General features: G+C 51.8%; 13 protein-coding genes. 10 read left to right on the top strand and 3 right to left on the bottom strand.

The annotated features are described in order from the left end of the window. Window positions 1-138 precede the first annotated feature (138 nt). Both PsW64_RS05735 and PsW64_RS05730 read right to left on the bottom strand, forming a co-directional pair. On the bottom strand, window positions 139-3,036 hold the full coding sequence (locus PsW64_RS05735) for a DNA translocase FtsK (protein WP_063302988.1): 2,898 nt from the start codon (window positions 3,034-3,036) through the stop codon (window positions 139-141). Window positions 3,037-3,040: 4 nt separating this feature from the next. Continuing rightward, a complete protein-coding gene (locus PsW64_RS05730; protein WP_063302987.1) occupies window positions 3,041-4,237 on the bottom strand; it encodes an aminotransferase class I/II-fold pyridoxal phosphate-dependent enzyme in 1,197 nt (398 codons plus the stop codon). Window positions 4,238-4,439: 202 nt separating this feature from the next. Between PsW64_RS05730 and PsW64_RS05725 the strand changes: the two genes are divergently transcribed. Next, a complete protein-coding gene (locus PsW64_RS05725) occupies window positions 4,440-5,444 on the top strand; it encodes a CorA family divalent cation transporter (RefSeq protein WP_063291262.1) in 1,005 nt (334 codons plus the stop codon). Between the two features lie 59 nt (window positions 5,445-5,503). On the opposite strand, the gene PsW64_RS05720 is transcribed toward PsW64_RS05725, so the two are convergent. Further along, on the bottom strand, window positions 5,504-5,767 hold the full coding sequence (locus PsW64_RS05720) for a DUF1674 domain-containing protein (protein WP_063302986.1): 264 nt from the start codon (window positions 5,765-5,767) through the stop codon (window positions 5,504-5,506). 212 nt (window positions 5,768-5,979) lie between these two features. On the opposite strand from PsW64_RS05720, the gene htpX reads away from it, so the two are divergent. The 9 genes from htpX to PsW64_RS27745 all read left to right on the top strand — a co-directional run. After that, on the top strand, window positions 5,980-7,008 hold the full coding sequence (htpX, locus tag PsW64_RS05715) for a zinc metalloprotease HtpX (RefSeq protein WP_063302985.1): 1,029 nt from the start codon (window positions 5,980-5,982) through the stop codon (window positions 7,006-7,008). Between the two features lie 303 nt (window positions 7,009-7,311). After that, the gene (gene rsmB / locus PsW64_RS05710; protein WP_082831021.1) at window positions 7,312-8,760 is read left to right on the top strand and encodes a 16S rRNA (cytosine(967)-C(5))-methyltransferase RsmB; all 1,449 of its coding nucleotides are present in this window, start codon (window positions 7,312-7,314) and stop codon (window positions 8,758-8,760) included. Between the two features lie 273 nt (window positions 8,761-9,033). Continuing rightward, a complete protein-coding gene (locus PsW64_RS05700; protein WP_063291264.1) occupies window positions 9,034-10,692 on the top strand; it encodes a heparinase II/III family protein in 1,659 nt (552 codons plus the stop codon). Between the two features lie 163 nt (window positions 10,693-10,855). After that, the gene (gene purH, locus PsW64_RS05695; protein ID WP_063291265.1) at window positions 10,856-12,472 is read left to right on the top strand and encodes a bifunctional phosphoribosylaminoimidazolecarboxamide formyltransferase/IMP cyclohydrolase; all 1,617 of its coding nucleotides are present in this window, start codon (window positions 10,856-10,858) and stop codon (window positions 12,470-12,472) included. A gap of 168 nt (window positions 12,473-12,640) precedes the next feature. Beyond that, window positions 12,641-14,170, top strand: a complete 1,530-nt coding sequence (locus tag PsW64_RS05690) for an ArnT family glycosyltransferase (RefSeq protein ID WP_063291305.1) — start codon at window positions 12,641-12,643, stop codon at window positions 14,168-14,170. A gap of 96 nt (window positions 14,171-14,266) precedes the next feature. Beyond that, on the top strand, window positions 14,267-14,734 hold the full coding sequence (locus PsW64_RS05685) for a GNAT family N-acetyltransferase (RefSeq protein WP_208980587.1): 468 nt from the start codon (window positions 14,267-14,269) through the stop codon (window positions 14,732-14,734). Window positions 14,735-14,856: 122 nt separating this feature from the next. After that, window positions 14,857-15,591, top strand: coding sequence for a carbonic anhydrase (locus PsW64_RS05680; RefSeq protein WP_063302984.1), 735 nt, complete (start codon window positions 14,857-14,859; stop codon window positions 15,589-15,591). 12 nt (window positions 15,592-15,603) lie between these two features. Next, complete coding sequence (locus PsW64_RS05675; protein ID WP_057464672.1) at window positions 15,604-16,056, top strand: GNAT family N-acetyltransferase; 453 nt, start codon at window positions 15,604-15,606, stop codon at window positions 16,054-16,056. An 86-nt stretch (window positions 16,057-16,142) separates the two neighbouring features. Beyond that, window positions 16,143-16,353 (top strand): hypothetical protein (locus tag PsW64_RS27745; RefSeq protein ID WP_206599542.1); only part of this gene is annotated, 211 nt, incomplete at its 3' end.

The raw sequence follows: 16,353 nt of genomic DNA, 5'->3' as shown, positions 1-16,353 counted from the left end.
ATAAGGCGAAGATGGGGCATATGCCTCAAATTCCATAAATTCGCCTAGAGATCTCCGAAAAGACTGATCAACTTTTCGGGAGTGTTTTACAGCAGTCTCCCCGTGATTGGCTATAGGCAGACTGCTGTAAGAGAGGTATCAGAACTGTTCGCCGTTTTCTGGAAGCAGGATCTCGCGCTTACCGGCATGGTTCGCTGGGCTGATCATGCCTTCCTGCTCCATGCGCTCAATGAGAGAGGCAGCGCGGTTGTAGCCGATTGAGAGGCGGCGCTGAATGTAGGAGGTTGATGCTTTGCGGTCTCTGGCAACGATTGCGACGGCCTGATCGAACAGGTCGTTGGTTGCGTTGCCGGAGCCTTGGGTCAGAGCGTCGTAACCGCCTTCAGAATCAGCGTCTTCAGTCACGTCAGAGAGATAAGTTGGTGTTCCTTGCTCTTTGAGGTGTGAGACGATGTCTTCCACCTCATCATCAGCGACGAATGGACCGTGAACACGTTGGGTTCTACCGCCAGCAGCCATGTAAAGCATGTCACCCATACCAAGCAGCTGTTCTGCGCCCATTTCGCCAAGGATTGTGCGACTGTCGATCTTAGACGTCACCTGGAACGAAATACGGGTTGGGAAGTTGGCTTTAATAGTACCGGTGATGACGTCCACGGATGGGCGCTGGGTTGCCATGATCAAGTGGATACCAGCTGCACGGGCCATCTGTGCCAGACGCTGGATTGCGCCCTCGATGTCCTTACCGGCCACCATCATGAGATCAGCCATCTCATCGACGACCACGACGATGTACGGCATTTTCTCCATTGGCAGTTCTTCTTCTTCGAAGATTGGCTCGCCAGTGTTTTTGTCAAAGCCGGTCTGAACGGTTCGGGTGAAGCTTTCGCCCTTCTTCATGGCTTGCTCAATGCGGGTGTTGTACCCGTCGATATTGCGCACGCCCATCTTGGACATTTTCTTGTAGCGATCTTCCATCTCACGAACGGTCCATTTCAAAGCCACAACAGCTTTGTTTGGATCGGTCACAACAGGGGTGAGAAGGTGCGGGATGCCGTCATAAATGGACAGTTCCAGCATCTTTGGATCGATCATGATCATCTTGCACTGCTCAGGGGTGAGCCTGTAGAGCAAGGAGAGGATCATGGTGTTTACAGAAACGGACTTACCGGAGCCAGTGGTACCTGCGACGAGCAAGTGAGGCATGCGGGCAAGGTCGGCGATGACAGCTTCACCATTAATGGTTTTACCGAGTGCCATAGCCAGCTTTGCCTTGGACGCGTCAAAGTCCTCAGAATCCAGAAGTTCACGAAGGTATACGGTTTCGCGCTTGGCGTTTGGCAGCTCGATACCGATGGCGTTTTTGCCCGGAATAACGGCTACACGTGCAGAGATCGCGCTCATGGAACGGGCGATGTCGTCTGCCAGGCCAATAACGCGGGAAGATTTGATACCCGGAGCTGGTTCCAGTTCGTAAAGCGTGACAACAGGTCCCGGGCGAACTGCGATGATTTCACCACGGACGCCAAAGTCACCCAGCACGCCTTCCAGAATACGGGCGTTTTGCTCAAGCGCATCTTTGCTCAGGCGTTGTTTGCCATCGGCTTGAGGCTCAGCGAGCAGTTCAATGCTTGGCAACTCAAACGGTGGTTGTTTGATAATTGCGGTAGATCTTTTTTCCTGAGCAAACGGGCGCGGTACAGAGCGTCCCGGAGCAGGGCGTGGTGGCTGTTGTTGAGGCGCCGCCTGCATTGGTGGTTCTTGCTCATCAGGACTTGCAATGCCGATCGGTGCATCTGGCTGAGGGCCGAGATGAAGGTCTTCGCCCTCATGGTATTCATCTGGTCCGAGCACATATCCCTGTTCATCATAAACGGGTTCGCCTGCAGGAACTGGCTCCCACTGTTCTTCAGGATAGTGCTCGTTTTGTGCAGCGTAATGTTGGGTGTTGTCGTGTTGTGGGTCAAACTGCACATCTGACCGCTCAGCCTGATCTTCCTGCTGATAGTAATCGCTGAGGCCATCGTCTTCGACAGGCATAAGCTTGGCCGCTACTTTGCGTCTTAAACGGGAAACCAGTCCGCCTTTTTCAGCGGGCTCGTCCTCATCAGCTTCGTGCTCTTCCCACTGTTGGTCTGCCTGCGGATCGTGCTGTTCTTCTTCGTAGTATTCAGGTTGCTGAGGCTGGTTTGGATCATGCGGAGCTGCTGCATAATCTTCTTCTTGCCAATTTTGCTCAGTGACCAGCTTGCGCTTGAAGACCGTGCGCTGGATCGCGCTGGTTGCCATGAGCTTCCAGTGGCTTAGCGCGCCAATGATTGCATAATAGCGGTTGTTTTCGCCGTCATAGTCTTCCTCAGAATCTTCCGTAAACGGCAACGCTTCGTGAGGAGTGTATTCATCCTCAACAGTTTCGTCTTCGGCGAATTCTGCAGGGGTTGGGTCTTTGCCGATGAGGCCAGCTGCGTAAGCTAATAGCACAATTGAAGGCAGACCAAGACCGACAGCACCGGTCAGGGTTCTCATGCCGGTTGAGAGCTCTGGCAGGATTGCGGTTGGAACTGAGAAAATCCAGTCGCCAAGGAAACCGCCAAGTCCTGTTGGCAATGGCCAGCTTGATGGAATTGGAATGGCCGCCAGACCACCTGCAAACAGCACGGTTCCGACAAGCCATGTCAGAAAGCGTTTGCGGGTGACACCAGATGTATATTTGAGAGACAGGCGCCAACCCCAGATGAAGATGGGCACTAGAAAGACAGCTGTTGCCAGCCCGATTGTCTGCATCAGAACGTCTGCAACAATGGCTCCAGTCTGACCCAGTGCATTATGAATCTCCGCATTGGTTGCGTGATTCAAGCTTGGGTCGTCCGTTGACCATGTTGCGAGGGCTGCCGCCACACAGAGACCGATGACGAGTATCACCGCGCCACCAATGACGATTATGTTGCTTTTGATAAAGCGCTTGATCGGGCTCTCTGTATCAGCCAGTGAAACAGAGCTTGCTTTTGGTCGTTGCATTGCAGCAGCCTGACGCATTCAATTACTCCAGAGAGTCCAAAATTCTTCGGAAAGCTTCCTTGCTGACTTCCAAAGATTCAACGAGGGCGAGGCGGATGTATTTATCACCGGGGTTGGAACCGTCCGGCATATCCGAGGCGATGTAAGCTCCTGGGAGGGACTTCACGCCCACTTCGCGCCAGAGCTTTTCAGCGATCTGTGTTCCTGAACCCCAGCGGGATACATCCAGCCAGAGGAAGAAACCACCTTCTTTGCGTACTGAGCCAAACAGAGGAGACAACATTTCCTCAGCGGCGTCATACTTTTCATTGTAGAGGCGGCGGTTTTCGATCACGTGTCCTTCGTCACCGAACGCGCGTACGGCGAGCGCTTGCACAGGCATTGGGACCTGTGGTGCTGCAACGTTGCGGAAATCTGCGAAGAACTGGATGAACTCCGGATCTCCGGCAGCAAAGCCACATCGTGCGCCGGGGAGGTTGGAGCGTTTGGACAGTGAGTTGAATGTCACGACATTTTTCAGCGTGCCATCAAGAGCTTCAGCTGCTTCCAAAATGCCTGTTGGAGGCGTGTCGCGATAGATCTCAGAATAGCACTCATCAGCAAAGAGCAGAAAGTCGTGTTTGCGTGCCAGCTTGATGAGCTTTTGCCAATATTCCATAGGCGCAACGGTGCCTTGTGGGTTGGCGGGGGACGCGAAATAGTATGCGACGGTGCGGTCGAGCAAAGCTGGATCGATGGCATCCAGATTTGGCAGAACTCCGTCTGCTGGTTCTGGCAAAAGAATTTCGTCAGCACCCGCAATATGAGCGCCAGCACCATAGGATTGGTAAAACGGGTTCGGCAAAATAACAGCCGGCTTGCCGTCTTTCTTTAGATAATCGCGTGCGCAAACACAGCCAAAGACAAGACCTTCGCGAGAGCCGTTGAGCGGAATAACGCTTTTGTCCGGATCGAAAGCATCAGAGAGTTGAAAACGGTTTTTGACCCATTTGCCAACAGCTGCACGGAATTCATCAGTGCCACGAATTGCTGGATACTTGCGGAAGCCGCTCTGATTTTCTTCAAGTACTTCAATGACGTAGCTTGGAGGTTCATGACGCGGTTCACCGATTGTCATGACAATTGGATCAAGACCCGGTTCGATTCCAGCGAGCTGCTGATTCAGCCGCTGAAACGGGTTTCCTCCGCTAGATTTTTTCTCAATTTCTTTCGTGGACACAAGAATTCTCGCAGGAATGATTTACAACAAATGCTCGGAGCACCAAAACTCTAGTGTTTTTTGGTAAATTGGCTGTTAACCAATTTACTGTGCGCTAAGCTGAATAGGTGTTTCTTCTGGGGTTTGTCATCTGATTTTTTAGAAGTGTGGGTTTTGATGTGTGTGCTGAGTTAGGATCGAACTTGGGCCGAGATTTGTCGAAATGGCACAAACCACAGAAAACATTGAGGCGAGCCATATTCATTTGGATTCCTCATTTGTCATTGTTTTTTCCAAGTCAAAAGGCATGCGCAGACTCACGTTAGAACAGTTGCGTGACTATGAGCTGGAGCCCGACGAATTTTATTGGGCTTATTTGCAGCGGATTGCCGCTCAGAACCGCGAGTTTCTTGAAGAAGTTGGGCTGGAACACAGCGATATCGATGATCTTTTAGCCCGAGAGGTGCGTCCGCATTGCCATGTGCGCACAAGAGGGGCGTTTATTGCCATCAACGTTTTCAATGAGTTGCCCAAACAAGAAAGCGGCGACATGGAATGTGCCCAGATCTGGGTGGATGCTAAGCGGATGATCTGCATCTGGCACGATCCGCTGGATGTTTTTCAAAGTTTACTTGAGGGGTTCAAGACCCGTGTGCCACCAGAAAGCACGGCAGAATTCTGGGCTCGATTGGTGTTGGCGATTGCGGAACGTGCTGAAGAAATGGTTGAAGTGCTTCAGGACAGGATCGATCATCTTGAGGATGTGGTGCTGGAGACAGGAGACCACCCTTGGGAAAGCGAACTTGCGCAGGTTCGTCGATTAGCAACCATTGTCAGGCGCAGCATGCTGGCGCATCTGGATATCTTGAGGAATTTTGAGATTGAGAAGTTTGAGTGGGTCAATCGGATCAACAAACGTCGCGTTCGTGAGGCGGGTGACCGGGCCCTTCGAATTGCCGAGGAGATGGATGCTATCCGTGAACGGGCAGAAATAGTTCACGATCAGATCATGTTTAAACGATCAGAGAACACCAACCGCTACATGCTGATGATGGCGGCAATTGCCGTTGTGTTTTTGCCGCTTAGCTTTGTGACTGGTTTGCTGGGTATTAATGTCGGCGGCATCCCGGGCAGTCATGACCCGGTTGCGTTTAGTATTGTCAGCGGGCTTCTGATTATTTTCGGCGTGGGACTGTTTGCGATCGTCCGGTGGTTTAGGATTTTCTAGAGGGCTGGCTCCGTGCGTCGTCTTATCAGATAGCCGGAACCACCAGTCGGGAATACGTTCTAGAAATCGCTGGTAATGCCTTTGACTTCCCAATCGCTGTAGCGGGCAGGGTCCAGACCACCACGGCCATTGAGCTCTTTCGGCATTTCTTTTTGGGCTGTGTCGATCTCTGCGCGGCGCTCTTCAGCTTCTTTTAAAGCACGTTGGGCGGCAGGGGGTAGGTCTTCAAACCCGCGTTTTTTTGGCGCTTCTTCAATCTGCTCCGTCGTATCGACTTCTTGTGTTTTAAAGTTTTCGACGGCTGATTTGTTGTTTTTTTCCATTTCAATCCCCGTTGGCTGATGCTGCTTATCGCTGTTGTAAGCTTGCGTTTGCCATTTGGAGCTACCACTTAAGCTGGTAGTGGTAGTTTCACAATGATCGCGTAGGCTTAGATATAGGCGCGAGAGCCTGTATTTTGCAATGGGCACTGCGTTCATTGGTGGATGACCGGTAGAATTGGCGAACTAAGAGAACAGATTGGAGCATTGAAACCATGAACTATGTACGGACCGGTATGCTGCTTGCGGCGATGACCGCTTTGTTTATGGGTATTGGCTTCATGCTTGGCGGCCAAACCGGCATGCTGATTGCTCTATTGATCGCCGGCGGCATGAACATCTTCTCCTATTGGAACTCGGATCGCATGGTTCTGTCCATGCACCATGCACAGGAAGTGGATGAACGACAGGCCCCGGAGCTCTATGGCATGGTTCGTTCCATGGCGGCACGTGCTGAGCTGCCGATGCCAAAGGTTTATGTGATCAACAACCCGCAGCCCAATGCGTTTGCGACAGGCCGAAACCCTGAGAATGCGGCAGTTGCAGCAACGACTGGTCTTCTGAACTCTCTTTCCAAAGAAGAAGTTGCGGGCGTGATGGCGCACGAGTTAGCGCACGTGAAAAACCGTGACACGCTGATCATGACAATCACTGCGACGATTGCTGGTGCGATCTCCATGCTGGCGAACTTTGCGCTTTTCTTTGGCGGAAACCGCAACAATCCGCTTGGTCTGATTGGGTCGATTTTGATGATGATCCTTGCACCGATGGCGGCGGCTTTGGTTCAGATGGCGATTTCCAGAACGCGCGAATATGCGGCTGACCGTATGGGTGCGCAGATTTGTGGTAACCCGCTTTGGCTTGCTTCCGCTTTGCATAAGATTGCTGGTGGCGCGGCGCGGGTTGTAAACGAAGACGCAGAACATAACCCTGCAACGGCGCATATGTTCATCATCAATCCGCTTTCCGGTCAGAATATGGACAACCTGTTCTCGACACACCCGAACACAGATAACCGGATTGCTGCGCTTCGTCAGATGGCTTCTGAAGCTGGCTTTACTGAAACACGTAGTTCTGGCGGTGGTGGTCATTTTAACGTGCGCGAGACGTCGCAAGCTCAGCCGCAGCGTGAAACACGTCGCCCAAGTGGCCCATGGGGAGCATCCCGCCAATCAGGCCAGCGCGGTGGGAATGACCAACCTAGACGTGATGAACCGCGGAAGCCCAAAGGGCCATGGGGCTAAAAGCAAGGGAAATCTGCGAATGCGAACCGTCTCTCGCATTTGCTTTGTTGATTGTACCGTGTTTACCTGAATAACTATTCGCGCTTCCCAAATTGTCTTTGCAATATTAAAGGTTCTGTGGTTAGCCGAGCAGGATTTGACAGTTCTCCTTTGGTTACAACTGGCAGTAATCCGCCGAAACTCTAGTGGAACCTGATGAAACCGGTTGGCCTCTGAGTGAGGCTCTTCACACAAGAATGCATCTTTAAAAGAATAGATGGCGCCGAAGGTCTGGCGACACATTCTGGAATACATGGATCAACGATGAGCGCAGAGCGTAAGAATACATCCTCTCAGGACAGAAACTCCAAGTTCAAGGGGAGAAAGCGTTCTGGAGCACCGAAGACTCCAAGAGACAATGACAGAGCTTCTGAAACGGAGAGCGTAGAGGGTACCTTTAAAGATCCCGGCTACGCAGCTCGTAAGGCTGCCACCGATCTGATTGGTAAAGTTTTGAGCAAGCGCATGCCACTGGATGGCGAGCTTGATCTAAACAACGGTCATCCGGGCTATAAACGCCTTGAGCCGAATGATCGAGCGCTTGTTCGTGCAATTATTGGCACTGCGCTGCGTCGCCGTGGTCAGATTCAGGATGTGGTTGATCGCTTTCTTGACCGTCCTATTCCTGAGAAAACCGGTCGTGTTCTGGACATTCTTCATGTTGCCATGGCGCAGTTGTTCTTTATGTCCGTGCCGGATCACGCAGCGGTTTCCCTTGCTGTGACGCTCGCTGGCCGTGATGCACGTGCCAAGCCGTATAAAAACCTCGTCAATGCTGTTCTACGCCGTGCAACACGTGAAGGTGCAGCGATTATTGCTGAACAAGATACTGCGAAGCTGAATGCTCCTGATTGGATGTTTGCACGCTGGTGCGAAGTTTATGGCGAAGAAGCTGCGCGTGCGATGTCCTCTGCGCATATGCAGGAGCCGTATCTGGACCTGAGCGTGCCAGCAGACCGTGATGATTGGGCAGAAAAGCTGGGTGGTGAAGTTCAGCTGGGTTACTCCGTACGCTTGCAGCCAGATGGGCCGATTGAAAAGCTGGAAGGCTTTGAAGATGGCAAATGGTGGGTTCAGGATGCTGCAGCTGCTGTTCCAGCCCGCTTGCTAGGTGATATCAAAGGCAAAGTAGTTGCAGATTTGTGTGCTGCCCCCGGTGGTAAGACCATGCAGCTTGCCGCCGCTGGCGCCGATGTAACGGCTGTCGATATCTCAGCCCGTCGTTTGCAGCGCTTGACACAGAACCTGAAGCGCGTTGGTTTGGAAGCTGAGACTGAAGTTTCTGATCTTCGTGAGTTTGTGCCGGTTGATCTGTTCGATGCGATCTTGCTGGATGCACCTTGCTCTGCCACCGGTACCATTCGCCGTCACCCAGATGTGGCATGGCTGAAGCGTGAAGATGATGTGCTCAAGCTTGCTGACCTGCAGTACGAATTGCTTGAAAAAGCACTAGGTTGGTTGAAGTCGGGCGGAACTCTTGTTTACTGCACCTGTTCACTGGAACAGGAAGAGGGCGAGCTGCAAGTTCAGCGCTTGTTGCTGGAGCATCCTGAGGTGCAGCGTGTGCCTGTTACAGCTGAAGAGCTGGGCGGCGTTGCTGAGGCGATTAATTCTCAAGGCGACTTTCGTGCGATGCCAGGTCAGAACCCATCCTCACGTAAAACATCCGGTGGTCTGGATGGCTTTTTCGCGGCTCGTTTGCGTCTCTCTTAAAAAGAGCTGGTGGAATGTCACCATGGATTTGCGCAAAGTGGGTATGGTTAACGAGATTTAAAGAGCTTGGGCGCAAACCATTTGTTAAGTTTGTTTAGAGCGTGTTGTTGCAAATCGCTTTCTTGCTCACGCTCTAAATCTTTGTTTTTGTGCGTATCCTTATCTGAAACCGAAACTGCTTTTCGGGGATACGCTCTAATGGAGTGCTGAAGGGGTATGACGGGCGCAACGGTGTCTGAAAGACTTAGAATCCTTAGTCTTTTGACACAAAACATGGCTCAAAACAGTCTGAACTGGGCGCGAGGGGGATCTATGTTCCGCTTGTTCTCGTTTGGAAGTGCGCCATCGCGTCTGCTTATTGCTCCTCAGGATCTGCGCACTGCAGATGCTACAAACGCCGCTGATATTTATGCTGGCCGGTTCCTGTTTGCTGGGCATCTGGTTGAAGTGGGTGGGCAATCTCCGTTTGATGTTGAGCCGCCAAATCTCCAATGGTCAAAAGCGCTGCATGGGTTTTCATGGCTTCGCCATTTACGTGCTGCTGAGACCAACATGGCACAGCAAAATGCCCGTGCCTTGGTTGAGGACTGGATTAGGTCCTGTGGTCGCTGGCATGATAGCGGCTGGAAGCAGGAAGTTGTTGCGCGCCGCGTGTTGAGCTGGATGGCTCAATCTCCGTTATTGCTGACCGGATGTGAAGCGGATTTCTATCGTGCCTTCATGCGGTCGCTGTACCGGCAGGTGCGCTATCTACGCCGGACTATGAACAAAGCGCCGGATGGCTTGCCGCGTCTGACAGTTGCCATGGCGAATGCTTGTGCAACGGTTTCCATGGATGGGCAGGGGCGTCACGTTAAACAAGCTCTGAAACGCCTTGATCAGGAATTGAAGCGTCAAATCTTGCCGGATGGTGGTCATATCTCCCGGCATCCCGGTGCGATTATTGAGATCCTTGTTGATCTGCTGCCAATCCGCCAGGCGCTTGTGATGCAGGGGCAAACGGTGTCTCCAGTCATGATGGAATCCATTGACCGCATGATGCCGATGATCCGCTTCTTCCGTCATGGTGATGGATCCTTTGCTCATTTCAATGGCATGGCTTCTACTCCGGGTGATGTGGTTGCGACCATCCTTGCTTATGATGATGCACGTGGAACACCGCCTGTTAGTGCACCGCATTCCGGTTATCAGCGTCTCACTGGTGGTGATAGCCTTGTGATGATTGATGTGGGAGCGCCGCCGCCAACGCGCTTCTCTAGCAATACGCATGCTGGTTGCCTCTCCTTTGAGTTCTCCTCAAAGCGCAATCGCATTGTGGTGAACTGTGGCGTCTCTACACGAGAGCAAGTTGCCTGGAAGATGGTGGCTCGTTCCACTGCTGCACATTCGACAGCCGGGATTGGCGATACGTCTTCTTGCCGTTTTCTGACGTCCTCTCGTTTTGATAAGGTGTTGGGTAATCCGGTGTTATCCGGTCCCAAAGATGTTGAAGCGGAGCGACAGGACACGGACCTTTCTGACCGTGTGATTGCGAGCCATGATGGCTATGTAGAGCGCTATGGCATTGTTCATGAACGTGATCTGACGCTGTCGCGTGATGGAACAGTTCTGGATGGAATTGACCGGTTCAAGCCAACGTCTGACAAGACAGAGGAAGAGACAGTCACGATCCGCTTCCATCTACACCCACAGGTAAGCTGCACCATGTTGCCATTGGGTGATGCTGTTGTTTTGCAGTGTGCGGATGGTGAAGCCTGGGAGTTTTCTGCTGATGGGATTGAGTTCTCTGTTGAGGAATCAATCTACCTGTCAGACGTTTTCGGTCACCGTCAAACGCAGCAGATTGTTCTTAGTGTTGGTGTAAAAGAAGCGCTGAGTGTGACCTGGATGCTAAGAAAGACAGCCTCTGCCAAGGCGCGGCGGAAGACCTAACGTCATTTGTGCTCTTGGCCTTTAGGGGATGTAAACTGCTCCTAAAGGTTACCCGTCAAACCGCTCTCGATCCCCATAAAATGGGTTCCCACAGCTGTGAATAAGTGTTATTTGGCGGGCGTCAAAACCCTTCCATTTTCTCTAAGAGAGTAGGCTTTTACCCATGGCCGTTGTCTCCAAAGGCGTTCCGATACCTGAACTCGTATCGGTTAAGCGTGCGCTTCTTTCTGTCTCCGATAAAACCGGTCTTGTTGAGTTTGCGAAAGCGCTTTCCGAACGTGGAGTTGAGCTGATCTCAACAGGCGGAACTCGCAAAACGATTGCTGAGGCTGGCCTCCCAGTTAAAGATATTTCCGAGGTTACTGGTTTTCCTGAAATCATGGATGGCCGTGTTAAAACGCTTCATCCTATGGTGCATGGCGGATTGCTGAGCATTCGTGATGATGCTGAGCATGTTGCTGCGATGGATGAGCATGGCATCACTGGTATCGACCTGCTTTGTGTGAACCTTTATCCATTTGAAGATACGGTTGCATCTGGTGCTGACTACGCAAACGGTGTCGAGAACATCGATATTGGTGGTCCGGCGATGACACGCGCTGCTGCCAAGAACCATGCCTATGTAACCACTGTTGTTGACCCAGCTGATTATGCTGCTGTGGTTGTGGCGCTGGATACGCATAACGGTCAGTCTCCGATTGCTCTTCGTAAGAAGCTGGCGCAGAAGGCTTTTGCTCGTACCGCTGCTTATGATGCTGCTGTTTCCAACTGGATGGCAGAGCAGATTGATGAGGCAGCTCCGGATTATCGCGCGATTGGCGGTACGCTGAACGAAGTGATGCGTTATGGTGAGAACCCGCATCAGGCAGCAGGCTTTTATGTAACTGGTGAGAAGCGCCCAGGTGTGGCGACGGCTCGTCAGGTGCAGGGTAAGCAGCTCTCTTACAACAACATCAATGATACGGATGCAGCGTTTGAGCTTGTTTCCGAGTTTGATCCGGCTCGTACGGCAGCTGTTGCTATCATCAAGCATGCGAACCCATGCGGTGTTGCTGAAGCGCCTACGCTGAAGGAAGCCTACGAGAAGGCGCTGGCGTGTGATCCGGTTTCTGCGTTTGGCGGCATTGTTGCGCTCAACGGGACACTGGATGCGGATGCTGCTTCTGAGATTACCAAGATCTTCACTGAGGTGATTATCGCTCCTGATGCGACAGAAGAAGCGATTGAGCTGGTTGCGAAGAAAAAGAACCTGCGCTTGCTCCTGACGAATGGTCTTTCTGATCCGCGCGCCAAGGGTCTGTTTGTGAAGACTGTTTCTGGTGGCTTGCTGGTTCAGGATCGCGACAGCGGTGTTGTTGATGATCTGGATCTCAAGGTGGTGACAAAGCGTGCTCCGTCTGATCAGGAACTGGCAGATCTGAAAATGGCCTTCCGTGTTGGCAAGCATGTGAAATCCAATGCGATTGTCTACGTCAAAGACGGCGCAACTGTTGGCATTGGAGCAGGGCAGATGAGCCGCGTTGACAGTGCTCGCATCGCAGCCCGCAAAGCTGAGGATGCCGCTGAGGCTGCTGGCCTTGCTGAGCCGTTGACCAAAGGTTGTGTGGTTGCGTCTGATGCGTTCTTCCCGTTCGCTGATGGTTTGCTTTCTGCTGCTGAGGCTGGTGCCACTGCTGTTATTCAGCCAGGTGGTTCCATGCGTGATGATGAAGTGATCAAAGCTGCTGATGAAGCTGGCTTGGCAATGGTCGTTACTGGAATGCGCCACTTCCGTCACTAAAGGGCAGCATCCTTTATAAATTCTAGGCCTTCGCAGGTTATGCTTGCGAAGGCTTTTTTATTGGCCGCTGGTTTTAATTAAAGCTGAAAGCCAATGCTTAGTTGTAATTGGTATGATGGAGGGAACGAAAACAAGGCGCAAAAGCGTCGATAACTGCGCATGGTGCAGATGCTGCAAGATCAAGGGTTCCTTCCCAAACTTCAACGCGTCATAGTCTCGGATAACTGGGCTACGTTCATCGCGAAACACTTTGTCTGGCTTCTTGCCGGATACTTCATTGTCCAGACCATTACTCGTTATTTTGCGTCTCCCGTATTGGGCCTGGATGAAGCGGAGCAGATTATTGCGGCTCAGAGTTTTCAGCTTGGATATGGCCCGCAGCCGCCACTTTATACTTGGCTGACAATCGCTTTCTTCTGGGTGTTTGGAGAAGGGCTCTTTGCAACGGCTCTTCTTAAAAACACCTTGTTGTTTCTCGGCTATCTGGGTGTTTGGCTCACAGCGCGGAAGGCCTCTGATCCGACGTTGGCAGCTATCGGGACGGCCTCACTTATCTTTCTGCCGCAGATCTCCTGGGAATCGCAGCGGGCGTTGAGCCATTCAGTTTTGATGTTCGCGTGTTCTGCATGGACGGTTTATCTCTTCCTGACCTGCATCGAAAAACCAAGCTGGTGGCGTGCTGTTGTGTTTGGTGTTGTGATCGCAGCAGGTGCACTTTCCAAATACAACTATATGTTTTTGCTTGTCGCTTTGATCGTAGCTGGCTTTTGCATTGAGGACGGGCGCAAGTTCCTACGTTCAAAATACATTCTTGGTTCTGCTGCTGTTGCCGTCGTGCTTTTGCTTCCTCCTGCTTTCTGGATGTTTGAGAACCAGGACCTCATCTATGCACGTGTCCATAAGTTCGGAATCGAAAAGGTTGAACGGCATTTTCTGACCGGGTTTATCTCTCTGGTAAATGCAGCTTTGCAGTTTGTCATTGTGGCTGTGGTCCTGTTCTTTTGCGCATGGGCGACGAGCTTTTATTGGAAGGATGCTGAGCAGCACGACCAATATGTGAATGAGACCATTCGCAAACTTCTCACGCTTGTCGTTATCTTTGGGCTGGTTATTGCTGCTGTGTCTGTTGTTGCAAGTGGCGCGACCAATGTGAAAGATCGATGGCTTCAGCCAATCCTGTTTCTTGCTCCGCTGGTTGCTTCGCTGTGGCTGTTTGCTGAGGTCTCAATACGTCAGGCCAAGATCATTCTTGGAACAGCTAGTGTGCTGGCAGTGCTGATCGTTGTGCTCATTCCCTTCAACTTTGCTTTTGGCAGTTTTAAAAAGCCAAGTGCGCATTCGCTTCCTTCTCAGGCAATTGTTGATACGCTGGCGCAGTATGGTGTGCGAAGTGTTCTGACTACGTCTCACAGCATTGCGGGTAACATTGGCGACCTGAAACCGGGTTGGGCAGTAACCATTCCAGAGTATTCCGGAATCGATATCAATTACGCCTATCCGGTTGCGATCCTTTGGAAGGGGCACTCCAAGGCTGTCCCTGAGAACATGTCTGCCCTTTATCAGAAGCTTAAAGGCAAGCCGATCCCTAACAGTGAAATCCATAAGGAAGCTGCGCCTTACTATCATTGGTCAGAATATCCGTTCGAGTATAGCTTCATCATTGTTGAGGGGAATAATCAGGCGGCCTCACAGCATTAGAGTTTTACGGCTAAATTCTCCCAGTTTTGAGAATAGGTGGATGCTCTGAAAATTGGTAGGCTGGTCATCGCGACTTGAGATCAGGGAGATGGGTCCGTGATATTCGATGAGATTACAGTGGAACCTGCCAGAGAAGCGGATGCGCATCGCTTGGGTGAACTCGTCTTTGCGATGGAAAGCGAACTTTGGCCGGAAGATGAGCTTGATGTCGGGCAGTTCAAAATGACGGCTGAGGATATTCTGTCCGACGATGGCTCTCGCTATTGGGCTTATCTGGCGCGGTCTCAGGGGGAGCTTCTCGGGCTCATTACACTGTCGGAAAAGAAGGCCATTTATGCTGGTGGCAGGTTTGGTGAAATTGTCGAGTTTTACGTTGTGCCGTCTGGCCGGTGTGCCGGAGTTGGCAAGATACTACTGCAGCAGGCGGTGTTGAAGGGGCAGGAGATGGACTGGCCTTACCTGGAAGTGGGAGCGCCGCATCAGCCAGCCTGGAAAATAACGCTGAGTTTTTATCTTAATAACGAATTCAGAGAAATTGGTCCGCGGCTGGAAAGAGAAATTTAGGTGCGATTGCGAGTTCTTTTCGTTTAGGGCTGTTTCATTCAATTCAACAACAGAATGTCCAGAATGGGCTCTTAGGCTGGCTGCAACTTTTGTTGTTTGGCCAGGAGAAGCCTATGTGTTGGATGTGCAATGACAAAGCGGGTTTGGTTGGATCACCAGCGCGCCGCAAGTTTCTGAAAACAGCTGGTGTGTTTGGTGCCGCTTTGGCAACGGGTGGTGTTGGTGCTGTTTCGTCTGCCAGTGCGCAGGAGCCGCCTATTCCTAAAAACGAGATTGGTGGTGAGGCTGCTCTTAAGCGTTTGATGGATGGTAACAAGCGCTATGTTGAGGGGAATATCTCTCCTGCTGATTTCCAGAGTACACGTGCTGCACTGGCTGCTGGGCAGAACCCGTTTGCGGCGATCCTTGGCTGTGCGGATTCCCGTGTGGCGCCGGAGCTGGCGTTTGATACGGGGCGTGGGGATCTCTTTGTCGTGCGTGTCGCCGGTAATGTTGTGACGCCGGAAGGGCTTGCGAGCCTTGAGTTTTGTGTTGATGTGCTTGGTACGCAGCTCATCATGGTGCTGGGTCACGAGAAGTGCGGTGCTGTGAAGGCGGCGATTTCTTCTGTTCAGAGTGGCAACCAGTTTCCCGGTCATATTCAAACGCTTGTTGAGCTTCTTCGGCCTCCTGTGCAGCAGGCGCAGGGTGAGAAGGGGGATGTTCTCGTTAATGCCATCAAAGCCAATGTACAGTGGGGCGTGACGGCTTTGCAGCAGGCATCGCCTATTTTGGACAAGCACTTCAAGGCGGGGACGTTGAAGGTGGTTGGTGGGGTGTATGACCTTGATACGGGCAAAGTTACAATGGTGACATAAGAGGGATCGCAGATGGTTGTTCCCATAATCAGGGTGTCTGAAGCGAAGGACCTTCCGGCTTTGTTGGAGCTTGAAGCGCATTATATGGCGGAGCTGGAACCGCAGAACTTTGAGCGGTGGAAGACGTGTGAGGCTGTGCATCGCAAGCGGATGGAAGAGGCTTTGTTGCGCACTTTTGCCGCTGAAATGGCGGATGACATCAAAGGCTATTGCTATTGGGGGCTTCTGAATGACAGTGCCCATATCTTCAACGTGTATGTGCATCCGGATTTTCGCCGCTATGGTTTGGCGAAGTATCTGCTTGAGCGCACGGAGGAGGATATTCAGCGCAAGGGCTTTAGCCAGTGGACGTTCAACCCGATCAAGACCCACCCTGCGAAGGTGTTCATTGAGCAGCTTGGCTATAGATTGCAGTGGGAAGATACGGATCGGCTTCACATGTTCAAGGAGAAGGCGGCAGCGTGAGCCTTCCTGTTTTGCAAACAGCTTTAGCACCGCTGGAAATGTCCGGCGGTGTTTTCACGTGAAACTCCCAAAATGGGGAGGGCAAGGTGAGCAGGCAGTGCCTGCGCATTTTATTGGTTATGAGTCTTCGGCATTGGCTGTCGCCTTGCCCGGGCATTTTGGTATGGACAACATCGCCTCTTATCCTGAAAGACACGATAGCCAGTTTCCTGGAAGGACAATGGCTTATTCCAGCAAGTTTCCTTGCTAAAACAGTTCCTTCATCCCTGACACGCAACCACTCTGACTGGTTCGTGT

The organism is Pseudovibrio sp. W64, from assembly GCF_001623145.1.
Taxonomy (GTDB): domain Bacteria; phylum Pseudomonadota; class Alphaproteobacteria; order Rhizobiales; family Stappiaceae; genus Pseudovibrio.
The sequence above is the reverse complement of the archived record's forward strand: the minus strand, read 5'-3'. Positions and strand labels throughout refer to the sequence as shown.

What these genes read in the sequence shown, in the direction of transcription:
- PsW64_RS05735 (WP_063302988.1), bottom strand. Translation starts at nt 3,036, where the DNA reads ATGCGTCAGGCTGCTGCAATGCAACGACCAAAAGCAAGCTCTGTTTCA.
- PsW64_RS05725 (WP_063291262.1), top strand. Translation starts at nt 4,440, where the DNA reads ATGGCACAAACCACAGAAAACATTGAGGCGAGCCATATTCATTTGGAT.
- PsW64_RS05720 (WP_063302986.1), bottom strand. Translation starts at nt 5,767, where the DNA reads ATGGAAAAAAACAACAAATCAGCCGTCGAAAACTTTAAAACACAAGAA.
- htpX (WP_063302985.1), top strand. Translation starts at nt 5,980, where the DNA reads ATGAACTATGTACGGACCGGTATGCTGCTTGCGGCGATGACCGCTTTG.
- rsmB (WP_082831021.1), top strand. Translation starts at nt 7,312, where the DNA reads ATGAGCGCAGAGCGTAAGAATACATCCTCTCAGGACAGAAACTCCAAG.
- PsW64_RS05700 (WP_063291264.1), top strand. Translation starts at nt 9,034, where the DNA reads ATGGCTCAAAACAGTCTGAACTGGGCGCGAGGGGGATCTATGTTCCGC.
- purH (WP_063291265.1), top strand. Translation starts at nt 10,856, where the DNA reads ATGGCCGTTGTCTCCAAAGGCGTTCCGATACCTGAACTCGTATCGGTT.
- PsW64_RS05690 (WP_063291305.1), top strand. Translation starts at nt 12,641, where the DNA reads ATGCTGCAAGATCAAGGGTTCCTTCCCAAACTTCAACGCGTCATAGTC.
- PsW64_RS05680 (WP_063302984.1), top strand. Translation starts at nt 14,857, where the DNA reads ATGTGCAATGACAAAGCGGGTTTGGTTGGATCACCAGCGCGCCGCAAG.
- PsW64_RS05675 (WP_057464672.1), top strand. Translation starts at nt 15,604, where the DNA reads ATGGTTGTTCCCATAATCAGGGTGTCTGAAGCGAAGGACCTTCCGGCT.